17 protein-coding genes are annotated in these 19,309 nt (G+C 70.5%); 9 read left to right on the top strand and 8 right to left on the bottom strand.

The genetic code is table 11. The annotated features are described in order from the left end of the window. Window positions 1-57: 57 nt before the first annotated feature. Window positions 58-348, bottom strand: coding sequence for a hypothetical protein (locus tag KME78_RS27190; RefSeq protein WP_219532188.1), 291 nt, complete (start codon window positions 346-348; stop codon window positions 58-60). A gap of 153 nt (window positions 349-501) precedes the next feature. Between KME78_RS27190 and KME78_RS27195 the strand changes: the two genes are divergently transcribed. Together KME78_RS27195 and KME78_RS27200 are read left to right on the top strand one after the other, a co-directional pair. Continuing rightward, window positions 502-2,391: an ABC transporter ATP-binding protein gene (locus tag KME78_RS27195; protein WP_219532189.1), complete on the top strand. Its 1,890-nt coding sequence runs from the start codon at window positions 502-504 to the stop codon at window positions 2,389-2,391. A 28-nt stretch (window positions 2,392-2,419) separates the two neighbouring features. Continuing rightward, a complete protein-coding gene (locus tag KME78_RS27200; RefSeq protein WP_219532190.1) occupies window positions 2,420-3,280 on the top strand; it encodes a TlpA family protein disulfide reductase in 861 nt (286 codons plus the stop codon). Here the strand turns inward: KME78_RS27200 and KME78_RS27205 are convergent. Continuing rightward, window positions 3,277-3,921 carry an HAD family hydrolase gene (locus KME78_RS27205; protein ID WP_219532191.1) on the bottom strand — a complete coding sequence of 215 codons (645 nt, stop codon included), beginning with the start codon at window positions 3,919-3,921 and terminating at the stop codon, window positions 3,277-3,279. The genes KME78_RS27200 and KME78_RS27205 overlap by 4 nt on opposite strands. A 3-nt stretch (window positions 3,922-3,924) precedes the next feature. After that, window positions 3,925-4,371, bottom strand: coding sequence for a MarR family winged helix-turn-helix transcriptional regulator (locus KME78_RS27210; RefSeq protein ID WP_308127149.1), 447 nt, complete (start codon window positions 4,369-4,371; stop codon window positions 3,925-3,927). Window positions 4,372-4,464: 93 nt separating this feature from the next. Here KME78_RS27210 and KME78_RS27215 point away from each other — a divergent pair, with 93 nt between their 5' ends. Together KME78_RS27215 and KME78_RS27220 are read left to right on the top strand one after the other, a co-directional pair. Beyond that, window positions 4,465-4,911, top strand: coding sequence for an SgcJ/EcaC family oxidoreductase (locus tag KME78_RS27215; RefSeq protein WP_219532192.1), 447 nt, complete (start codon window positions 4,465-4,467; stop codon window positions 4,909-4,911). Between the two features lie 62 nt (window positions 4,912-4,973). After that, window positions 4,974-6,065 (top strand): glycerophosphodiester phosphodiesterase, encoded by a 1,092-nt coding sequence (locus tag KME78_RS27220; protein WP_219532193.1) that lies wholly within the window; start codon window positions 4,974-4,976, stop codon window positions 6,063-6,065. A gap of 15 nt (window positions 6,066-6,080) precedes the next feature. Here the strand turns inward: KME78_RS27220 and KME78_RS27225 are convergent, their stop codons facing one another. Continuing rightward, complete coding sequence (locus tag KME78_RS27225; protein ID WP_219532316.1) at window positions 6,081-7,616, bottom strand: long-chain-fatty-acid--CoA ligase; 1,536 nt, start codon at window positions 7,614-7,616, stop codon at window positions 6,081-6,083. Between the two features lie 201 nt (window positions 7,617-7,817). On the opposite strand from KME78_RS27225, the gene KME78_RS27230 reads away from it, so the two are divergent. After that, window positions 7,818-9,362, top strand: a complete 1,545-nt coding sequence (locus tag KME78_RS27230) for a GMC family oxidoreductase (RefSeq protein WP_219532194.1) — start codon at window positions 7,818-7,820, stop codon at window positions 9,360-9,362. Between the two features lie 31 nt (window positions 9,363-9,393). Next, window positions 9,394-10,647 carry a cytochrome P450 gene (locus tag KME78_RS27235; RefSeq protein ID WP_219532195.1) on the top strand — a complete coding sequence of 418 codons (1,254 nt, stop codon included), beginning with the start codon at window positions 9,394-9,396 and terminating at the stop codon, window positions 10,645-10,647. Here the strand turns inward: KME78_RS27235 and KME78_RS27240 are convergent. Further along, on the bottom strand, window positions 10,622-12,061 hold the full coding sequence (locus tag KME78_RS27240) for an FAD-dependent monooxygenase (protein WP_219532196.1): 1,440 nt from the start codon (window positions 12,059-12,061) through the stop codon (window positions 10,622-10,624). The genes KME78_RS27235 and KME78_RS27240 overlap by 26 nt on opposite strands. A gap of 92 nt (window positions 12,062-12,153) precedes the next feature. On the opposite strand from KME78_RS27240, the gene KME78_RS27245 reads away from it, so the two are divergent. After that, window positions 12,154-12,837: a TetR/AcrR family transcriptional regulator gene (locus KME78_RS27245; RefSeq protein WP_281428867.1), complete on the top strand. Its 684-nt coding sequence runs from the start codon at window positions 12,154-12,156 to the stop codon at window positions 12,835-12,837. Here the strand turns inward: KME78_RS27245 and KME78_RS27250 are convergent. Further along, window positions 12,776-14,116, bottom strand: a complete 1,341-nt coding sequence (locus KME78_RS27250; RefSeq protein ID WP_219532198.1) for an MFS transporter — start codon at window positions 14,114-14,116, stop codon at window positions 12,776-12,778. The genes KME78_RS27245 and KME78_RS27250 overlap by 62 nt on opposite strands. 48 nt (window positions 14,117-14,164) lie before the next feature. On the opposite strand from KME78_RS27250, the gene KME78_RS27255 reads away from it, so the two are divergent. Next, window positions 14,165-14,998 (top strand): alpha/beta fold hydrolase, encoded by an 834-nt coding sequence (locus KME78_RS27255; RefSeq protein WP_219532199.1) that lies wholly within the window; start codon window positions 14,165-14,167, stop codon window positions 14,996-14,998. On the opposite strand, the gene KME78_RS27260 is transcribed toward KME78_RS27255, so the two are convergent. Beyond that, complete coding sequence (locus tag KME78_RS27260; RefSeq protein ID WP_219532200.1) at window positions 14,973-15,800, bottom strand: TRM11 family methyltransferase; 828 nt, start codon at window positions 15,798-15,800, stop codon at window positions 14,973-14,975. The genes KME78_RS27255 and KME78_RS27260 overlap by 26 nt on opposite strands. 242 nt (window positions 15,801-16,042) lie before the next feature. On the opposite strand from KME78_RS27260, the gene KME78_RS27265 reads away from it, so the two are divergent. Next, complete coding sequence (locus KME78_RS27265; RefSeq protein WP_219532201.1) at window positions 16,043-17,284, top strand: cytochrome P450; 1,242 nt, start codon at window positions 16,043-16,045, stop codon at window positions 17,282-17,284. Window positions 17,285-17,312: 28 nt separating this feature from the next. Here the strand turns inward: KME78_RS27265 and KME78_RS27270 are convergent, their stop codons facing one another. Further along, entirely contained in the window at window positions 17,313-19,259 is a 1,947-nt protein-coding gene (locus tag KME78_RS27270) for a hypothetical protein (RefSeq protein WP_219532202.1), read from the bottom strand. Window positions 19,260-19,309 lie beyond the last annotated feature (50 nt).

A 19,309-nucleotide genomic window follows, 5' to 3' on the forward strand; every position in this document is an offset into this window, starting at 1 on the left:
GCCGCGTTACGGAACAAGTCGTGCGTCGCCGCAGACACCGAACGCGTTACCGCGTGATTACACGATCGAAGGGCAGCAAGGGAACGTCGAGCACACGGTGCGCTTGCAGGTGTTGACGCAAGCCTGCGGGCCGTGGAGCAGCGCGGTGAGCTCGCCTTCGAAGTCGATGGCGAGGTCCTCGTACTCCACAACGCCGGCGTCGCGGGGCTCAAGGGTGAGAACGGACATGAGGGCTCCTTCCTTGGCCACCGGTAGGTGGCCGATGGTGGATTCGAGCCTCGGGAACGGCACCGGGTAGGCGCCGTTACCCGCGCCCTGACCGCGATAGGAATCGCCTGTCGCGGCCAAACGGACGCATTATGTGCATATTTCACCAACCATGTCCAGACGTCACTCAACAAGAGCCAGGTCGCACCACCTTCGGGACAAATCATTTACAACTGGGCTTTACATGGATACATCGGTCACCTAGATTGGCCGGGTGATCAACCGGCCGCCCGCATGAAGTCGTTCTGGAAGAAGCGAACCCCGGACGCTCCGGCGGACAGGTCGGGGCTGGCGGTCGCCTACTGGGAGAGCCACGACGACGAACTCCTGACGGCGAGCCTGTCGAAGATCGCGCGCCGCCTGCCGTACCTGGTGATGTCCGCGTTGCGGATGGCATGGGAGGCCCACCGCCGCGACACGATCATCGCGCTGGCCGGGAACCTGGTGGCCGGCGTCTTCACCGTCTACGGCCTGGTCGCGACATCCGACGTGCTCGCCTCGCTGTTCGCCGGCGGGCCGACGCCCGAGCGCGTCCGGGCGGCGCTGCCCTCGCTGGCGCTCGTCGCGGCCGCCGCCGGGCTGCGCGGGGCGTTGGTGACCGCCGCCACCTGGGCCCAGGCGCGGCTCAAGGTACAGGTCGAACGGCTGGCCGAGACCCGGCTCTTCGAGCTGACCACCCAGGTGGAGCTGACCGCGTTCGACGACGACGAGTTCCACAACGCGATGCGCAGGGCCCGCGACAGTGGCGTGCCCGACGCCGCGGGCGTGGTCGAGGCGACGGTCGCCGTGATCGGCGGAGCCGTCGGCGTGCTGGCCTCGGCCGTGGCGCTCGGCCTCATGCACCCGCTCCTGACGCCGCTGTTGCTGGTCACGGTCGTGCCCGCGGGCTGGGCAGCCGTACGGGCGGCACGCCTGCAGTACCAGGCGTACTACCGGCTGTCGGCCGCGCGGCGGCGCAAGTTCATGCTGTCGGACCTGATGGCCGAACGGCTGCCCGCCGCCGAGGTACGCGCGTTCGCGCTGCGCGACTTCCTGCTGGGCGAGTACGGGAACGTCGCCGACCTCGAACAGGACGTGCAACTCGACGTCGCCCGTCGCCGTGCCGTCACCAAGGCCGCCGGCGACCTGCTGACCGGCGCCGCGACCGTCGCCGTCTACGCCGCGCTCGCCGGGCTGCTGGCCGTCGGCGTCATCCCGCTCCCGGTGGCGGGCGCGGCCGTGCTGGCCATCCGCGCCGGCCAGATGTCACTCGCCGGGTTGGTGCAGATGATGAACCGGCTGTACGAGGCGGGCCTCTACTTCGGCGACTACCTGTCGTTCCGCGCGCTGGCCGCCTCGCACGTGCGACAGCCATCCGGTACGGAGGCGCCGGAACCGTCCGGGCGGCTGACCGCCGACCAGGTGACCTTCAGCTACCCGGGGGCGAGTGGTCCCGCGCTCACCGGGATCAGCGTCTCGGTGGGGTTCGGCGAGGTCATCGCGCTGGTCGGCGAGAACGGCTCCGGCAAGACCACGCTGGCCAAGCTGCTCGCCGGGCTGTACCGGCCGGACTCGGGGACGATCCGCTGGGACGGCGCCGACCTGGCCGACCTCGACACGCGCGGGCTCATCTCGGTGATCGCCCAGGACCACACCCGGTGGCCGCTGACCCTCCGCGAGAACATCCTCATGGGCCGCCCGCTGGACGAAGAGCGCCTGGCCGCCGCCGCGGCCGCGGCCGGGGCCGACGAGGTGGTGGCCGGGCTGGCGCACGGGTACGACTCGCTGCTCGACCAGCGCTTCCGAGGCGGCCACGATCTGTCGGGCGGGCAGTGGCAGCGGATCGCCGTGGCCCGCGGCTTCTACCGCGACGCCGCCCTGGTGATCTTCGACGAGCCGACCTCCGCACTGGACGCGCGCGCCGAACACGCCCTGTTCGAGCGCATCCGCAAGCACGCCGACGGCCGCTCCATCGTCCTCATCACGCACCGGCTCGCCAGCGTCCGGTACGCCGACCGCATCTACGTCCTCGACCACGGGCGGGTGGCGCAGCAGGGCACGCATGCCGAGCTGATGGAGGAGGGCGGCTCCTACGCCGACATGTACACCCTCCAGGCCCAGGCCTACCGGGAGGCGGTCACATGACCACTTGGCGTGATGCCCGGGCGGTCCGGTGATTGTTCTGGCGTCGGCCTATGCGGCTCTGATCGCGGTGCTGCTGTACGCGGCCGTGAGCAAGGCTCGTGACCTGCCGGGATTCGCCGCCGATATCGCGGGTTACCAGCTGATCCCGCAGCGGCTCACGCTCGCCGCCGCCGTCGCGGTGGTGAGTGCGGAGCTGGCGGCGGCCGGGCTGCTCACCGCGCCGGCCACCCGGCGCTGGGGCGCACTCCTCGCGGCGGTGCTGTTCGCCGCCTTCCTCGCTGCGATGGCGTCCGTGCTGCGGCGCGGGCTGAGCGTCGGCTGCGGCTGCTTCGGCGATCGCGACCTCGTCGGCCCCGCCACCGTGACCCGTACCGGCCTGCTCGCGGCGCTGGCGGTCATGGCCGCCGTCGCGGGCCCGTTCCCGTTCAGCTTCGTCCACCTGCTGGTGGGAGCGGCGTACCTCGCGCTGACCTTCTTGCCGGCCCGGCTGATCGGAGCAGCGGAGCGCAGCCGCGTCGGCCCTCGTCCCGGCACTCACTGGGACGTGACCCCACAGGCCCTCACCGCTGAAAAGCTCGGCATCCTGTACGCGTTGATCGCGCCGACATGTGGTGTCTGCAGCGCCATGCTGCCCGCCTTCGTCGCGGCGGAGCAGGTGGACGTCGTCCTGGTGAGCGCCGCGGAGGAGGGGCAGGTCCGCGACTACCTGGCCGCGCACGAGGTCGAGTTGCCACTGGTCATCGATCCGGGGGTGTTCGATCGTCACGGCATCCCGTGGCCGCCGTACGCCGTGCTGACAGACCGGCAGGGCGTCGTCCTGGCGGCAGGCGGCGCGGCCGAGCCCGGCGCTCTCGACGCCCTGCTTGGCAACCTCCCCCGCGTGACCTAAAGGTCGGTATCAAGCAGGGCGATCGCGTCCAGTACGTCGGTCACCTCGTGGTCCGCCCCCGGGGACAGCCCGGGGGACAGGCCGCGGTCGATCCAGATCGTGCGCAGGCCCGCACCACGTCCGCCCGCCACGTCCTTCTCCACGTCGTCGCCCACCATCCAGCCGCCGTCCGCCAGTGTGGTGCCGCAGTGCTGGGCGGCGATCTCGAACAGTTCGGGCGCCGGTTTGCGGACGCCCTCGGCGTCGGAGATGGCCCAGCCGTCGACCCGGTCCACCAGGCCGCTGTGGTGGATCTTGCCGGACTGGTTGTCGGTCATGCCGTTCGTCACGATGCCCACCATCCAGCCGGACAGGCGCAGCCGATCGAGGGACTCGAGTACGGCGGGGCGGCAGGTGACGAGCTGCGGCAGGCGTTCGCGGTAGCCGCGCCACAGCGAGTCCGCCGACTCGGCGAGCGCGAACCGCTCGCGGACGCGGGTGAAGAAGGTGCTCATCGGTAAGGAGCCGTCGGCGTCCAGCTCGATCATCCACGCCACGTCCTCCGAGCCCAGCCCCCTGTCGGCGGCGAACTCGGCGGCCCAGCGACGGAAGGCGTCGAGGCGGTCGATCAGGGTGTTGTCCAGGTCGAAGAGCGCTAACACAGGTCAGCCCTTTCTGCTGTTGACGAGCTCGTCCGTCGCCTCCTGATAGGCGGCCGAGGCCCGGTGGAAGAAGTCGAACAAGATCGCTGACTCCTCCTCAGAATAGCCACTCAGCAGCTCGCCGAGCCGCCGCCGGGTGCCGGCCAGGACCTCGTCCAGGGACTCCGGCTGGCCGGCCGCCTCCACGATGACCTTGCGCCGGTCCGCCGGATCCTGGACCCGTCGGACATTCCCTCCCTTTTCCAGGCGGTCGATCAGGCGGGTGGTGGCGCCCGTGGTGAGGCCCGTCTGGGCGGCCAACTCGCCCGACGTGAGCGGGCCCGCCAGGTCGAGCAGATTGAGCGCGTAGTAGTCGGTCGCGTTCAGGCCGGCCGCCTCGGCGCTCGCCAGGCTGTTGAGCACCATCGCGCTCAGGTAGCGGCGGAAGACCGCGCTCGGGTCTGTTGACACGGAGAATCCTCTTCTCTAATCTAATATCTGCAAGTAAGCAGATAAATCTTCAATGCAGACACTGCATTGAGTAAGCTATCAGAGGGGTAGAGGATGAACACCACGCGCGACGCCCAGCAGGCCATCCGGGAGCTGTTCACGGCCATGGAGGACGCCTGGAACCGGGGCGACGGCAACGCCTACGCCGCCTGCTTCACGCAGGACGCCAGCTACACGGCGTTCTTCGGCACCGTCTACCGTGGCCGCGCCGACATCGCGGGCGGGCACCAGGCGCTGTTCGACAGCGTGCTCAAGGGCACCACGATGTTCAACGAGATCGTCGAGGTCCGCTTCTACGGCACTGACACGGCCGTCGTGCTCGGCCGGGGCGACGTGGGCAAGAAGCGGCCGGGCAAGCTGCCCAAGGTGCAGACGTACACGCTGGTCCGCGACGCCGACGGCCAGTGGCGCATCGCCGCCTTCCAGAACACCAAGCGCAACCGGCTGATGGAGGGCTTCACGTTCAAGGTCACCCCGGCCGCGGCGCCGCGCCGGTCATGAGATCAACGGATGTGTGCCCGGTCGTCACTCACCGTCCACCTTGCCGGTCTAGCGTTCCCGGCATGCTGACGCGCAGATTATTCGCGAGTGCCCTGGCCGTCCTGACCGGTGGTACGGTCGCCGTCGTGCTGCTCCAGCCCCACGCCGCCACGGCCGAGCGCCGCGCCCAGGCCCCCGTCGTCATCGGTCACCGCGGCGCCAGCGCCCACCGTCCCGAGCACACGCTGCTCTCGTACGAGGCGGCCATAGCGATGGGCGCCGACTACATCGAGCCCGACCTGGTCTCCACCAAGGACCACATCCTGGTGGCCAGGCACGAGAACGACATCACCGGCACCACCGACGTGGCGGCGCATCCGGAGTTCGCCGACCGGCGCACCACCAAGACGGTCGACGGGCGGCCGATCACCGGCTGGTTCACCGAGGACTTCACCCTGGCCGAGCTGAAGACGCTGCGGGCCAAGGAACGCGTGCCCGACCTGCGGCCCGACAACACGGCCTTCGACGGGGTGGCGGAGATCCCGACGTTCGAGGAGGTCGTGCGGCTCGCGCAGCGCCACGGCGTCGGCGTCTATCCCGAGACCAAGCATCCGACGTACTTCGACTCCATCGGCCTGTCGCTGGAGGAGCCGCTGCTCGACATCCTGAACGCCAACCACGTGCGCAAGGCGTACATCCAGTCGTTCGAGACCGCGAACCTGCGGGAGCTGCGCAAGAAGACCAGGCTGCCGCTGATCCAGCTCATCACGTTCGGCGGGGCGCCGTACGACTGGGTCGCCGCCGGCGATCCGCGTACCTATGACGACATGGTGAAGCCCGACGGGCTGCGTGAGGTGGCCTCGTACGCGAACGGGATCGGCGTGGACACCCGCCGCGTCGTGCCGGTGGGCGCGGACGGCAAGCTGACGGAGCCCACCACGCTCGTCGCGGACGCCCACCGCAGGCGGCTGGACGTGCACGTCTGGACCATCCGCAACGAGAACTCCCAGCTCCCCCTCGACTACCGGCTGGGCAACCCGGCCAGCCCCGCCTTCCCGCGCGCCACCGGCGACGTGATGGGCTGGCTGACCAGGCTGCTCGACCTGGGCGTGGACGGCGCGTTCTGCGACGACCCGGCGATGGGCCGGGCCGTCGTCGCGCGGCGATCCCTGTAGGCCGGGCGGGCAGGTCTACCTGAGCTCGCGCTTGAGGATCTTGCCCGTGGCGGTCATCGGCAGCGCGTCGCGGAACTCCACGACGCGCGGGTACTTGTAGGCCGCCATGTTCTCCTTGGCCCAGGCGATCAGCTCCTCCTCGGTCGTGGCCGAGCCGGGGGTGCGGATCACGTACGCCTTGATCTCCTCGCCGTGCGAGTCGTGCGGCACGCCCACGACGGCCGCCAGCGAGACCGCCTCGTGCGTCATGAGGACCTCTTCGAGTTCGCGCGGGTACACGTTGAACCCGCCGCGGATGATCATGTCCTTGGAGCGGTCGATGATCGAGTAGTAGCCGTCGGCGTCGCGGGTGGCGATGTCGCCCGTACGGAACCAGCCGTCCCGCAGCACGTCGGCCGTCGCCTCGGGGCGCCCGTAGTAGCCCTTCATGATGTTGTGGCCGCGGATCGCGATCTCGCCGGGCCCCTCGCCCTCGACGGTCTTCCAGTCGCCGTCGATCAGCTTCATCTCGACGCCCCAGATCGGGGTGCCGACCGTGCCCGGCTTGGTGGGCCGGCCGAGCTGGTTGAAGCTGGCCACCGGGGAGGTCTCCGACAGGCCGTACCCCTCCAGGATGCCGAGGCCGAACGTCTGCTGGAAGTCCTTCAGCACCTCGACGGGGGAGGACGCCCCGCCCGCCACGGCGACCCGCAGCGTGGACGGCACGTCGGCCCCCTCGGCGTGGACCGAGGTGAGCATGCCCCAGTACATCGTCGGCACCCCGGCGAAGAACGTGACGCCCTCCTTGCGCATGAGGGCGACCGCCTCACCCGGCTCGAAGCGGGGCATCAGCACGACGGTGGCGCCGCGCAGGAAGCCGGTGTTCATGACGACGGTCTGGCCGAAGGAGTGGAACAGCGGCAGCACCGCCAGATAGGTGTCGCCCCCGTCACCGCGCGGGAACATCTTGTCGCTGACCATGGCGTTCAGCAGCATGTTCTGGTGGCTGAGCTCGGCGCCCTTGGGCTGGCCGGTGGTGCCGGAGGTGTAGAGGATCACGGCGGTGTCGTCGGGCGCCGTCTGCACGGTCTCGAACTCGCCGGGCATGCCGCCGAGCGCCGCCCAGATCGACTCGCCGTACTCCGACTCGGTCGCCAGCGGTGTGGCGGGCAGCACGAACAGATGCTCGCAGCCCTCTGCCCCCTCGAACCCGGCCTTGCCCCGCTCGCCCAGCGGCAGTTCGGGCGTGCCCTCGAAGCAGAACAGCGCCTTGGCGTCGCTGTCGTCGAGGTGGTACGCGATCTCCCGCGACTGCAGCAGCACGTTGAGCGGCACCACCGTCGCCCCGGCCTTGAGGATGCCGTAGTAGACGAAGGGGAAGTACGGCAGGTTCGGGCAGGCGAGCGCGACCTTGTCGCCCTTGGCGATGCCACGCGAGACGAGCAGGTTCGCCACCTGGTTCGCCACCGTGTCGATCATCGAGTACGGCAGCCGCATGTCGCCGAAGACGATCGCGGTGCCGTCGGGGGTGTTCCTGGCGCTGTCCTCCAGGACGATCGACAGGTTGAGCATGAGCGCCTTCCTCCCTGTGTGCGACTTGCGCGCCATCATCGCAGGAAGGACATACCGACCGGTAGGTGCAAACTCCATAACCTGCCGACATCCGTCGGACGCGGCCTGTCGTGGGTCACACTGAGGGCAGATGGATGTATGGACGCCGTGGTCCACCTGGAGTAAGCAAGTACCAGTTTACTTACCCCTGGGAGGGGCGCGATGGAGTACGACTACGTGATCGTGGGGGCCGGGTCGGCGGGGTGTGTCCTGGCCAACCGGCTGTCGGCCGATCCCGGGGTGTCCGTGGCGCTGGTCGAGTCGGGCGGGCAGGACGACAAGCTGGAGATCCGCATGCCCGCGGGCTTCGCCAAGCTGTTCAAGACCGACTACGACTGGAACTACACGACCGCCAAGCAGAGCGAGATGTCCGGCCGGGAGCTCTACTGGCCCAGAGGCCGGGTGATCGGCGGCTCCTCGTCGCTCAACGCGCAGATGTGGGTGCGCGGCTGCCAGCGCGACTACGACCAGTGGGAGATCCCCGGCTGGACCTACGACGACGTCCTGCCGTACTTCACCAGGGCCGAGCACCGCGTCGGCAGCAACGGCGGCGGCGCGTACGGCACGGCGGGCCCGCTGTTCATCTCCGAGCTGCGTAGCCCCAACGTCACCACCGCGGCCTTCCTCCAAGCCTGCGGCGAGCTCGGGTTAGAGCGGCTCGACGAGCTCAACGGCCGCTCCAACGAGGGCTACAGCCCCACGCCCGTCACGCAGTACCGCGGCCGGAGGTGGAGCGCCGCCGACGCCTACCTGCGCCCGGCGCTGAAGCGGCCCAACCTGACGGTGATCACCGGCGCGACCGTGGACCGGGTGGTCTTCGACGGCACACGGGCCGTCGGCATCGAGCACGGCGGCGGCGCGCAGGTCAGGGCCAAGCGGGAGGTCATCCTGTCGGCGGGCGCGATCGGCTCGCCGTACCTGCTCATGCGCTCGGGCGTCGGCGCGGCCGACGAGCTGCGCGACGCGGACGTGACGATCGTGCGGGACCTGCCGGAAGTCGGCAAGAACCTGCAGGACCACCTGTCGACCGGCGTGTACGTGGAGTCCAAGCAGCCGGTCACGCTGACCAAGGCGGAGTCGATCGGCAACCTGCTCCGCTACATCGTGCTGCGCTCCGGCATGCTCACCACGAACGTCGGCGAGGCGGTGGCGTTCATCAGGACCTCGCCGGAGGAGCCCGCACCCGACATCGAGCTGATCTTCGCGCCCGGCCCGTTCATCGACCACGGCCTCACGCCGCCGACCGGCCACGGGCTGACCGTCGGCGTGGTGCTGCTGCAGCCAGAGAGCCGGGGCAGGATCGGGCTGAACGGCCGCGAGGTGGTGATCGACCCCGGTTACCTGGCCCAGGAGGCCGACGTCAAGCGGCTCGTCGCCGGGCTGAAGACGGCCAAACAGGTCTTCGCCACCGCCGCGATGAAGGCGTACGCGGGCGGCCCGATGGCCCCGTACGCGGGCCCGGAGAGCGACGCCGAGCTCGCCCAGTGGGTCCGCGAGCGCGGCGAGACCCTCTACCATCCGGTCGGCACCTGCCGCATGGGCACCGACGCCGAGTCGGTCGTCGACCCGTCGCTCAAGGTACGCGGCCTCGACGGGCTCAGGGTCGTGGACGTGTCGATCATGCCGACCCTCAACCGCGGGCACACGCATGCCCCGGCCATCATGATCGGCGAGAAGGGGGCCGAGCTCATCGCCGGGCGCTCTTGACGTAAGTGACCGCTTGCAGAAGGCTTGGGTCATGACGATCTCCAGTGACCTGGACATCTCGCAGCTCGTGTTCTGGGGGCTGCCCCAGGCCGAGCGCATGGCGGCCTTCCGCCGGTTGCGGCAGCTCGACCAGCCGGTGTTCCTGACGGAGCAGGCCGTGCCGTTCATCAAGGGCGGCCCCGGCTACTACGCCCTCGTGCGCCACGCGGACGTATCGGAGGCCAGCAGGAACGCGGCGGTGTTCAGCAGCGAGCCGTGCTCGAACAGCGTGCCCGACATGCCGCGCTGGCTGGCCGTGTACTTCGGGTCGATGATCAACATGGACGACCCGCGGCACGCGCGGCTGCGCCGGATCGTGTCCAGGGCGTTCACCCCGCGCATCCTGTCCAAGATGGAAGAGGACCTGGCCACGGCCGCCGCCGAGATCGTGGACCAGGCGATCAAGGAGGGTCCGGGCGACTTCGTGGCGCAGATCGCCGCCCGGCTCCCCGTCCGCGTCATCTGCGACATGATGGGGATTCCGGCGACATTTCATGACATGGTGCTTCGCCGGACCAACGTGATCCTCGGCAACGCCGACCCCGAGTACACCGGCATCGACCCCGAGTTCAGCCGCGTCAACGTGGCCCGGGGCCTGGCCAAGCTGCTGCACGCGGGCTTCTCCCTCAACCGCCTCGCCGCCCGCCTGGGCGACGAGCGGCGCAAGCATCCCACGGGCGACCTGGTCAGCCTGCTGGTCAACGGCGAGGAGCGGCTCACCTCGCAGGAGCTGGGCTCGTTCTTCATCCTGCTCGTGGTGGCCGGCAGCGAGACGACCCGCAACGCGATCGCGTACGGGCTCAAGCTCTTCACCGACCACCCGGACCAGCGGGAGCTGCTCCTGGCCGACTTCGACGGCCGCGTCACCAAGGCGTGCGACGAGATCGTGCGCTACTCCACGCCGGTGATCCAGTTCCGCCGCACGCTCACCCGCGACCACGAGATGAACGGCACCCAGTACAAGAAGGGCGACAAGGTGCTGCTCTTCTACAACTCGGCCAACCGCGACGAGACGGTGTTCCAGGACCCCGACGCGTTCGACATCACCCGCGATCCGAACCCGCACGTCGGCTTCGGCGGCCCGGGCCCGCACTACTGCCTGGGCGCCCACCTGGCGCGCAGGGAGATGACCGTGATGTTCCGCGAGCTGTTCACCCGCCTGCCGGGCATCAGGGCGGAGGGGGAGCCCGACTTCCTGCTGTCCAACTTCATCAACGGGATCAAGCACCTGAAGTACACCTTCTGAGCGCCTCGGCGAGCCCTTCCTCGCCGCGCCAGGCGACGAACCCGTCCGGTCGTACGAGCAGCGTCCCGTACGGCCAGCCGTCGACCACGTGCACCGGCACGTCGAGCCCGGTCACCGGCGCCGCGGCGAACACGCAGAACGTCGAGCCGACCAGGTCGAGCGTGGAGCGTTCGCCGACCCAGACGTGCGGCAGCCGGGAGCCGGGCGAGCCGTCCAGCGTGAGTGCCACGTCCTCGGTCGAGGGCAGCTCGCCGATCGTGGCGCCGTAGCGGTAGCCCAGGTGGACGATGGGCGCGTTCACCGCGCCCGCCTCGGCGCGCAGCCGGGGCGCGTCAGGGCCGCCGTCGAAGTGCAGCCTCAGGTCGCGCATGCGCAGCAGCGACTGCTCCATCGCCAGCACCGCCACCGGGCGCCGCTCGTCGTGGTAGGTGTCGAGCAGACCGGGCGCGGCCCGGCCCGACAGCACCCAGGCGAGCTTCCACGCCAGGTTGTGCGCGTCCGCGACGCCGGTGTTGAGGCCGAACGCCCCCGTGGGCGGTACGGCGTGCGCCGCGTCCCCGACCAGGAACACCCGGCCCAGCGACAGCCGGTCCGCCACCTGGGCGCGGCCCCGCCAGGCCAGCACGCTGAGGATCTCGACCTCCAGGCCGGGGTCGCCGATCGCGGTCCTGATCAGCTCGGCGCTGGGCTCCTGGCCGGTGTGGAACACCCACTCGCTCTTGCCGTCGATCGTGATGATCATGCCGGGCGCCGCCGGGTCGGTGATCTCGCAGAGGCCGAAGGTGTACTCGCCGGTCAGCCCGCTCAGGTCGGCGCGGAACAGGATGTTGTTCATGGAGGGGCCGAGCGCGCCGGGGCCCGACAGGCCGATGCCGAGCTCCGAGCGCACCTTGCTGCGCGCGCCGTCGGCGGCGACGAGGTAGCGCGCCCGCAGTGTGGTCCCGTCGGACAGCTGTGTGGTCACCCCCTCGCCGTCCTGCTCGACCGAGACCACCTCGGCTCCGTAGCGGACGGTCACGCCCAGGTCGCGGGCCTTGTCGAGGAGCACCGCGTCCAGCCGGTTCTGCGGGCAGGTGCCGCGGATCCGGGCCGGCGTGTAGTCCATCTTCGCGACGGTCTGGGCGCGGGTGGGGACGGTCGTGGCCAGGGCGGCCAGGTCGGCTCCCGCGAGCGTGTCAACGGTGATCTTGCCGAGGGTCATGCCGGTCATATTGACCGCCACCTCGTTGACGGCCTCCTCCAGACCGACCTCGCGCAGCAATTCGGCGGTCCGCATGCCCAGGCCGGTGGCGCGCGGATGGATCTGCGGCCCTGGGCGGCGCTCGACCACCAGGGCCCGGACACCGTGGTGTGCCAAGAACACCGCCGCGCTCAGGCCCACCGAGCCGCCTCCGGTGATGATGACGTCGTGCATGGCGCTTCCCCTCTCGGCTGTGGGAACAGTGTTCCCGTTTGTGGGAACACTGTAACCACTGTCGTACGATGACGTCCAGAGGGGGTGGCCGGATGTCTCTGGTGTGGAATCGCGAGCCGTACTCGCCCAAGCGGCAGGCGATGAGCGTCGAACGCGTCGTACGCACCGCGATCGCGATCGCCGACGCGGAGGGCCTCGACGCCCTGTCGATGCGCAGGGTGGCGGCGGAGCTGAAGTCGGGCACCACCTCCCTCTACCGCTACGTCGCCAACCGCGACGAGCTGCTCGACCTGATGGCCGACGCGGTCTGGGGCGAGGACCCGCCTCAGGAGGTCACCGGTGACTGGCGGGCCGATCTGGCCGAGGTCGCGCGCCGGCAGCGCTCGACGCTGCTGCGCCACGGCTGGCTCGGCGCGCTGCTGGCGAGCAGGCCCTCGCTCGGCCCCAACTCGCTACGCCGCTTCGACGCGGCGCTGAAGGCCGCCGGCGCCCTGACCCCCGACATCACGCGGGCCTCCGCGGTCATGGCGCTGATCGGCGACTACGTGCTGGGGGCCGTGGCCAGGGAGCTCGCCGACCAGGAGGCGAGCCGCCGCACGGGGATGACCGAGCAGGAGTGGCGGGCGAGCGTCGCTCCCTACATCCGGGAGGTCGTCGCGAGCGGTGACTATCCGGAGTTCGCCAGGAGCGTGGTGGAGGCCGACGACCTGGACTTCACTGATCAGTTCGAGTTCGGGCTGCGCTGCCTGCTCCAGGGGATCGAGAAGACCGGCTGATCAGCGGGCCGGCCAGAGCCACCGGCAGCAGCGCCCCGGCCAGGGCCAGCCCGGCCGCCACGAGCAGCATCGTGCCGATCCCCGAGCTGTACGGCGCCGCCAGCACGGCCACGCCGACGGCGGTGCCGACCTGTTTGAGCGTGTTGACGATGCCCGTGGCCATGCCGACCCGGTCCATGGGCGCGGTGAGGCCGACCTGGTTGGCCACCACGTTCCCGGCGCCCAGGCCGAGACCGCCGAGGAACAGCCCGAACATGATCGGCGTCCACCGGTTCGCGGCCGGTATCGCCATCACGAGCAGCGCGACCGCGATCAGCGCCGGGCCGACCGCGATGAGCACGCCCATCGGCCAGCGGTGCAGCACCCGGCCGATCGCCACCGGCCCGATGACGGCCGCCGCGCTGAAGGCCAGGAACCGCACCCCCGCCTCGACGGGCGTCGCCTCGAGCGGCCCTTGGACGTACAGCGTGAGATAGGTGAACGCGCCGAGCAGCGCGGCCAGCATGAGCAGTGTCGTGCCCGACCCGACCGCGAACACCCGGTTCCTGAAGAGCCCGAAGTCGACCATCGGGTTACGCAGCCGCAGCTCCACGAGCACGAACGCGGCCAGCAGCACCAGCCCCGCCACCAGCAGCCACGGCAGGTCGTGGATGAGCGCCGGGATGATCGCGAACAGCGCCGCGCTGATCAGCACGATGCCCAGCGGATCGAGATGGCCGGCGCCCCGCGACTCCTCGACCCGCTGCCGTAACGCGACCAGCACGAACACGCCGATGGGCAGGTTGATCAGGAAGATGGCCCGCCAGCCGAAGCCCGCCGTCAGCGCGCCGCCCACCACCGGGCCCAGCGTCATCGCCAGCCCCGACACCGCGCTGAAGATGCCGAGCGCCTTGCCGCGTTCCGGGCCCTCCGGATAGACGGAGGCGATCAGCGGCGTCGTCGTGCCGTAGAGGGCCGAAGCGCCCAGCCCCTGCACGCCTCTGGCCAGGTCGAGCAGTGGCGCGTTCGGGGCCAGGGCGCACGCGAGGGAGGCCAGGGTGAAGATGGTCACGCCGATCGCCAGCAGCCTGCGCCGGCCGTACCGGTCCGCCAGGACTCCGGCCGGCAGCAGGACGGCGGCCAGCGTGAGCGCGTAGGCGTCGACCACCCACTGCACCTCGGGCAGGCTCGCCCCCAGATCGGAGCGGATGGCGGGCAGGGCGATCGTCACAGCCGTCAGGTCGACGACCACGAGCACGATCGTGAGAGAAGCAAGTGCTAACACCCAGCTTCGTCGCATAGGTGAAGTGGTACTCCAACCGGGAGCCGAATGCTAGGTTTCGCAGTCATGGAGATCAGAACTATCCACGCCAACGGGGTGGAGTTCGCGTATCTGACCGTAGGGGAAGGGCCTCTGGCCCTGTGCCTGCACGGCTTCCCTGACACGGCCCACACCTGGCGCCACCTCCTGCCGGCACTGGCCGAGCGTGGTTACCGCGCGGTCGCGCCGTTCATGCGCGGTTACGCACCGACCGAGATCCCCGCCGACGGCGCCTACGAGGGCGGCGCGCTCGTCGCCGACGTACGCGCTCTGCACGAGGAACTCGGCGGCGACTCCGACGCGGTGCTCGTCGGCCACGACTGGGGCGCGTTCCCCGTCTACGGGACCGCCGACCGTTTCCGCCGGTCCGTGGCCATGGCGGTGCCGCCGTTGGCCGCCATTGCGGCCGGGTTCCTGGAGTACGAGCAGCTCAAGCGGTCGTTCTACGTCTTCCTCTTCCAGACCGGCCTGGCCGAGACGGCCGCCGCCGCCCCCGGCTTCCTGGAGGGGCTCTGGCGCGACTGGTCGCCCGGTTACGACGCCCAGCAGGACCTGGAGTTCGTCCGCCAGAGCATCGGCGCGCCGGCGAACCTGGCGGCGGCCATCGGCTACTACCGGGCGATGCTCGGCACCACCCCGCCCACCGGGCGCTACCCGGCACCGGAGCCCGCGACCACCGGGCCGATCCTCTACCTGCACGGGACACGGGACGGCGCCCTCGCGGCCGACCTGGTCAAGGACGCGCAGAGCCACCTGCCCGAGGGGTCGCGGACCGAGCTGGTGTCCGGCGCGGGCCATTTCCTGCACCTCGAACAGCCCGCGGAGGTCAACCGGCTCATCCTCGACTGGGTGACCTCCTGAGGACCGCGATGACCGGATGCCGCCCTGACAGGGTGAGGTGAACCATCCTGTTCACCCTGAACCCGGGCGGCTGCCCAGGCTCCGGAAGGAGCGCCACGGCGATGCCGTCGACGGCCAGGACGCGATGGATCTCCCGCCACAGGCGGCCGGGATCGCGGCGGAGACGGCCGCTCGGGGCCACCTGACGGTCCCAGGGCGGGTTCACCAGGACCCGATCCACGCTGCGGTCCGGTAGAGGAATCCGCCCCGCGTCGGCCACCCCCCAGGCGATGCCGCCCGCCGCGTCCGGGACGCTGCAAAAGTTGCCCGCCGCGTTCACGGTGCCGCAGACGCAGCCTTCCGCATCCGCGGTGCCGCAGACGCCTCCACAGGCGTCGCCTGCCGCGTCCGGGGTGGCCAGGCCGCGAGCCGTGTCTCGGACGGCCATCCTGCCCGTCGTGTCGCGCGCGGCGTTGGCGGCGGCGACGTGGACGGCGTGCGGGTCGTGGTACGGGCTTCTAACGGCTCGGCCGGTGATCTGCTCGGCGCGTTTCGTCAGGCTCTCGGTGTCGATCTCGCCGGCGGCCCGCGCCAGGCGTACCAGCGCCTCCTTACCGCGCCCGACCCCCTCCACGACCGCCGCCACCAGCAGCAGGTCGTCGGCCATCCGCAGCCCCAGCAGCTCAGGCCCCGGACCGGCCGGCTCGAACCACACCTCACGGTGGCGCACCCCGCGCACCACCCCGAGCCCGGCACGTCGGATCTCCGCGGCCACCAGGGGCTCGATGCCACGCACCGCCCTGGCCACGGCAAGCGTATGCACGTGTCCTTCTCCCACGTCGCGACCCGGGACGGCGGCCGGCCGTCCCGCATCACCGGCGGTGGGTCATCCACGGCCCGCCGGCGGGTCGCTAACGCAGGAAGAAGAAGAACGTCATGGGCCCACGCTATAGATCAACTGCCTGCCGAGGCCATCGATTTTCCGCGCGCGCCCGCCCACGCAGACGTACGGTGTACTTCGATCACGTTGACGTGTATAGGCCGCTATCCGAATGATGGTGTTTCATGGACGTGCTTGACTTCGACCTGTCGGACCGTGAGTTCTGGGCCAAGCCGATGGTGGAGCGGAGGGATGCCTTCGACCGGCTGCGGGCGCGAGATACGCCGGCCTTCTTCGCCGAGCCCGTGGTCGACTTCGCCCCGCAGGGTCCCGGTTACTACGCCCTGGTCAAGCATGCCGACATCCTGGAGGCCAGCCGCAATCCGGAGGTCTTCTCCTCGGGCAGCGGCGGTGCCACGAACATCATCGACATGCCCGGCGAGTTCGCCGAGTACTTCGGCTCGATGATCAACATGGACGACCCCCGGCACGCCCGCCTCCGCCGGATCGTCTCCCGGGCGTTCACCCCCAAGATGATCAAGCAGTTCGAGGCGGACGTGAACACCGCGGCCGCCAAGATCGTGGACGACCTGCTGGACGCGGGTCCCGGCTGCGACTTCGTCGCCCAGGTCGCCGCCCGCCTGCCCCTGAAGATCATCTGCGACATGATGGGCATCGCCGAGCGCGACTACCAGTTCGTCTACGATCGCTCGAACGTCATCCTGGGCGGCTTCGACCCCGAATACACCGGCGGCGACGTCAGTCAGGTGGTCCCGCGCCTGCTCAACGCCGGCGCGGAGCTCCAGCAACTCGTCCAGGACCTGGCCTCCTACCGCGCCGAGCACCCCACGAACGACCTGACGTCCTCCCTGGTCAACGCCAACATCGACGGCGAGCGGCTGACGTTGCAGGAGCTCGGGTCGTTCTTCATCCTGCTGGTGGTGGCGGGCAACGAGACCACCCGCAACGCCATCTCGTACGGCCTGCGCCTGCTCACCAACAACCCCGACCAGCGCGCGCTCTGGCTGGAGGACATCGAGGGCCGGGCGCCGGGGGCCGTGGAGGAGATCGTCCGCCTCGGTTCGCCGGTGAACTTCATGCGCCGCAAGGTGACCAGGGACTTCGAGATGAACGGCCACCTGTACCGGGAGGAGGAGAAGGTGGTGATGTTCTACTGGGCGGCCAACCGCGACCGGTCCGTCTTCGAGGACCCCGACCGGTTCGACATCACCCGCTCGCCCAACCCGCACGTGGGATTCGGCGGGCCGGGGCCGCACTTCTGCCTGGGGGCGCACCTGGCCCGGCGGGAGATCACGGTGATGTTCCGCGAGCTGCTCCGCCGGGTGCCGGGCATCGAGGGGGGCAAGCCGGACCGCCTGTACTCCAGCTTCATCAACGGCATCAAGCGCTTGGAGTGCACCTTCTAGCAGGGTCCTGACCCCCGGGTCCCGGGGGTCAGGACGCGGTGACCTTCAGCTGCTTGATGATCGTGTTGACGTCGGGCAGGAGCTGCTTGCTGGTCGACGGGATCGACATGTAAACGATCGCCGGTACGTCCTTGCCCGTGTTGATCGCGGCCGTGACGATGGTGGCCTTCCCGGTGCCCGAGGTGAGCTCGTAGGCGATGACGCGGCCCGACGACTGACCGACCTTGAGCGGCTGCTGGGCGATCTTGCGGACCTTGTTGTCCGCGGGGAAGAAGCGCTTGCGGGCGTTCAGCACCACCTGCTTGATCACCGGCTCCAGGTCGTCCTCGCTGGTGAACGCGGACGCCAGCTTGGCCGGGAGCGGGCCCGTGAGGATCTGGGCGGAGGTGTTGGTGCCCGTCACGACGTACTGGCGGGTGTCGAAGCCGTACGTGCTCTTGACGGTGGTGCGCTGGTCCTGCTGCCAGGTGCCGCCGAGGCGCGGGATCGTGATGCCGGCCGTGGGGTTGGCGACCGTGCCCAGCACCGGAGCGGCCTTGCCGGACCACCGCGGCAGGCGGGGGATCGAGCTGGTCGTCTTGGTGGGGGCGGAGCTGGGCGACGAGCTGGACTTGGCGGTGGCGGCCGCGCTGCTGCTGGCGGTCGGCTTGTCGGCCGCCAGGGGTCCGGCGAGGAACGCCCAGAGGACGGCACCGACCAGGGCGATGGCCACCGAGCCCGCCAGGGCGTAGATCCAGATGGGCTTGCCGGGGGTGTCCAGCGACTCCGGCTCGCCCATCGCCTGGTAGTTGTCGCCGAAGACGTTGTCCCAGAGCTCCTGCTGGCGCTCGGGCGGCGGGGTGCGGGAGCCGCTGATCTGGCCGGCCGTCACGAACCTGTTCTCCGGGTCGGACGGGTCGCGGCTCAGGTTGGCGCCCGGCCTGCCGTGCTCGGCCTGGTGGTGCTCGGCGCCCGGCGCCTGGGGCGGGGCCTGGCCCGGCGCCTGACCTGGAGCCTGACCCGGAGCCTGGCCATAGGCGACCAGGCGGTCGTCCGGGGAGGGCGCGGAACGCGGCACCGCACGCTCGTCCAGGGGCGTGCCACCACGCCGGCTGTCCAGCGGAGTGACGTTACTCCGCGGGCCGTCCAGCGGGGAGGGGGAGCGGGGCGCGCCGCGGTCGTCGAATCCAGGCTGCGGTCCACCGCGGTGGTCGAAGTCGGACCGGGGTGCCCCTCGGTCGTCGAAGCCGGGTTGCGGCCCGCCGCGGTGGTCGAAGTCGGACCGGGGTGCCCCTCGGTCGTCGAAGCCGGGTTGCGGCCCGCCGCGGTGGTCGAAGTCGGACCGGGGTGCCCCTCGGTCGTCGAAGCCGGGGCGCGGCCCACCGCGCTGGTCGAAGTCGCCGCGTGGCGCCCCCCGGTCGTCCTGGGGCGGGTACGCGCGCTCGCCGAGCGGATTCGGGAACTGGTGGTACGCCGTGGCCTGGTTGTCCGGCGAGCCTGGGTGCGCCAGCGGGTCGCCGGGACGCTGCTGGGGCTGGGCGTCGGGATGGCCGAGGTTCGACCAGGCGTTCGAGGCGGGCGGAGCCTCGGACCAGGCGGCATCCGGGCGGGACTGCTGCGGCCCCGGTCCCTGCGGCGGCGGGGAGCCCTGCCGCGCGGGGTCGGGCCAGTTCGGCGCCGACTGCGACGGGTCGGGCCAAGAAGGCGCCGAGTGCGACGGGTCAGGCCAAGAGGGGGCCGACTGTGCGGGGTCCGGCCAGTTCGGCGCCGACTGCGAGGGGTCGGGCCACGACGGTGCGGAGTGCGCGGGGTCGGGCCACGAAGGCTGCGACTGTGCCGGGTCCGGCCATGATGACTGACCGGCGCCGCTCCGTGAGGAGTCGGGCCATGACGAGTCCTGGCGAGGCGCCTCGGGCCAGGATGTCGGCACCTCCGGCTGTGGCGCCTCGGGCCAGGACGGTGGCAGATGGGGTGCTCCGGAATTCTCCGTTGCCATTGCTGCCGTACCTCCCGAGGTTATGTCCGGATTTGACGCATCCGGCATGA

This window comes from Nonomuraea guangzhouensis (genome assembly GCF_019396345.1).
GTDB lineage: Bacteria > Actinomycetota > Actinomycetes > Streptosporangiales > Streptosporangiaceae > Nonomuraea > Nonomuraea guangzhouensis.

Bases quoted from the DNA above. Each gene is read 5' to 3' on its own strand.
- KME78_RS27195 (WP_219532189.1), top strand. From the start codon at position 502: ATGAAGTCGTTCTGGAAGAAGCGAACCCCGGACGCTCCGGCGGACAGG.
- KME78_RS27215 (WP_219532192.1), top strand. From the start codon at position 4,465: ATGAACACCACGCGCGACGCCCAGCAGGCCATCCGGGAGCTGTTCACG.
- KME78_RS27220 (WP_219532193.1), top strand. From the start codon at position 4,974: ATGCTGACGCGCAGATTATTCGCGAGTGCCCTGGCCGTCCTGACCGGT.
- KME78_RS27225 (WP_219532316.1), bottom strand. From the start codon at position 7,616: ATGCTCAACCTGTCGATCGTCCTGGAGGACAGCGCCAGGAACACCCCC.
- KME78_RS27230 (WP_219532194.1), top strand. From the start codon at position 7,818: ATGGAGTACGACTACGTGATCGTGGGGGCCGGGTCGGCGGGGTGTGTC.
- KME78_RS27235 (WP_219532195.1), top strand. From the start codon at position 9,394: ATGACGATCTCCAGTGACCTGGACATCTCGCAGCTCGTGTTCTGGGGG.
- KME78_RS27240 (WP_219532196.1), bottom strand. From the start codon at position 12,061: ATGCACGACGTCATCATCACCGGAGGCGGCTCGGTGGGCCTGAGCGCG.
- KME78_RS27245 (WP_281428867.1), top strand. From the start codon at position 12,154: ATGTCTCTGGTGTGGAATCGCGAGCCGTACTCGCCCAAGCGGCAGGCG.
- KME78_RS27250 (WP_219532198.1), bottom strand. From the start codon at position 14,116: ATGCGACGAAGCTGGGTGTTAGCACTTGCTTCTCTCACGATCGTGCTC.
- KME78_RS27255 (WP_219532199.1), top strand. From the start codon at position 14,165: ATGGAGATCAGAACTATCCACGCCAACGGGGTGGAGTTCGCGTATCTG.
- KME78_RS27265 (WP_219532201.1), top strand. From the start codon at position 16,043: ATGGACGTGCTTGACTTCGACCTGTCGGACCGTGAGTTCTGGGCCAAG.
- KME78_RS27270 (WP_219532202.1), bottom strand. From the start codon at position 19,259: ATGGCAACGGAGAATTCCGGAGCACCCCATCTGCCACCGTCCTGGCCC.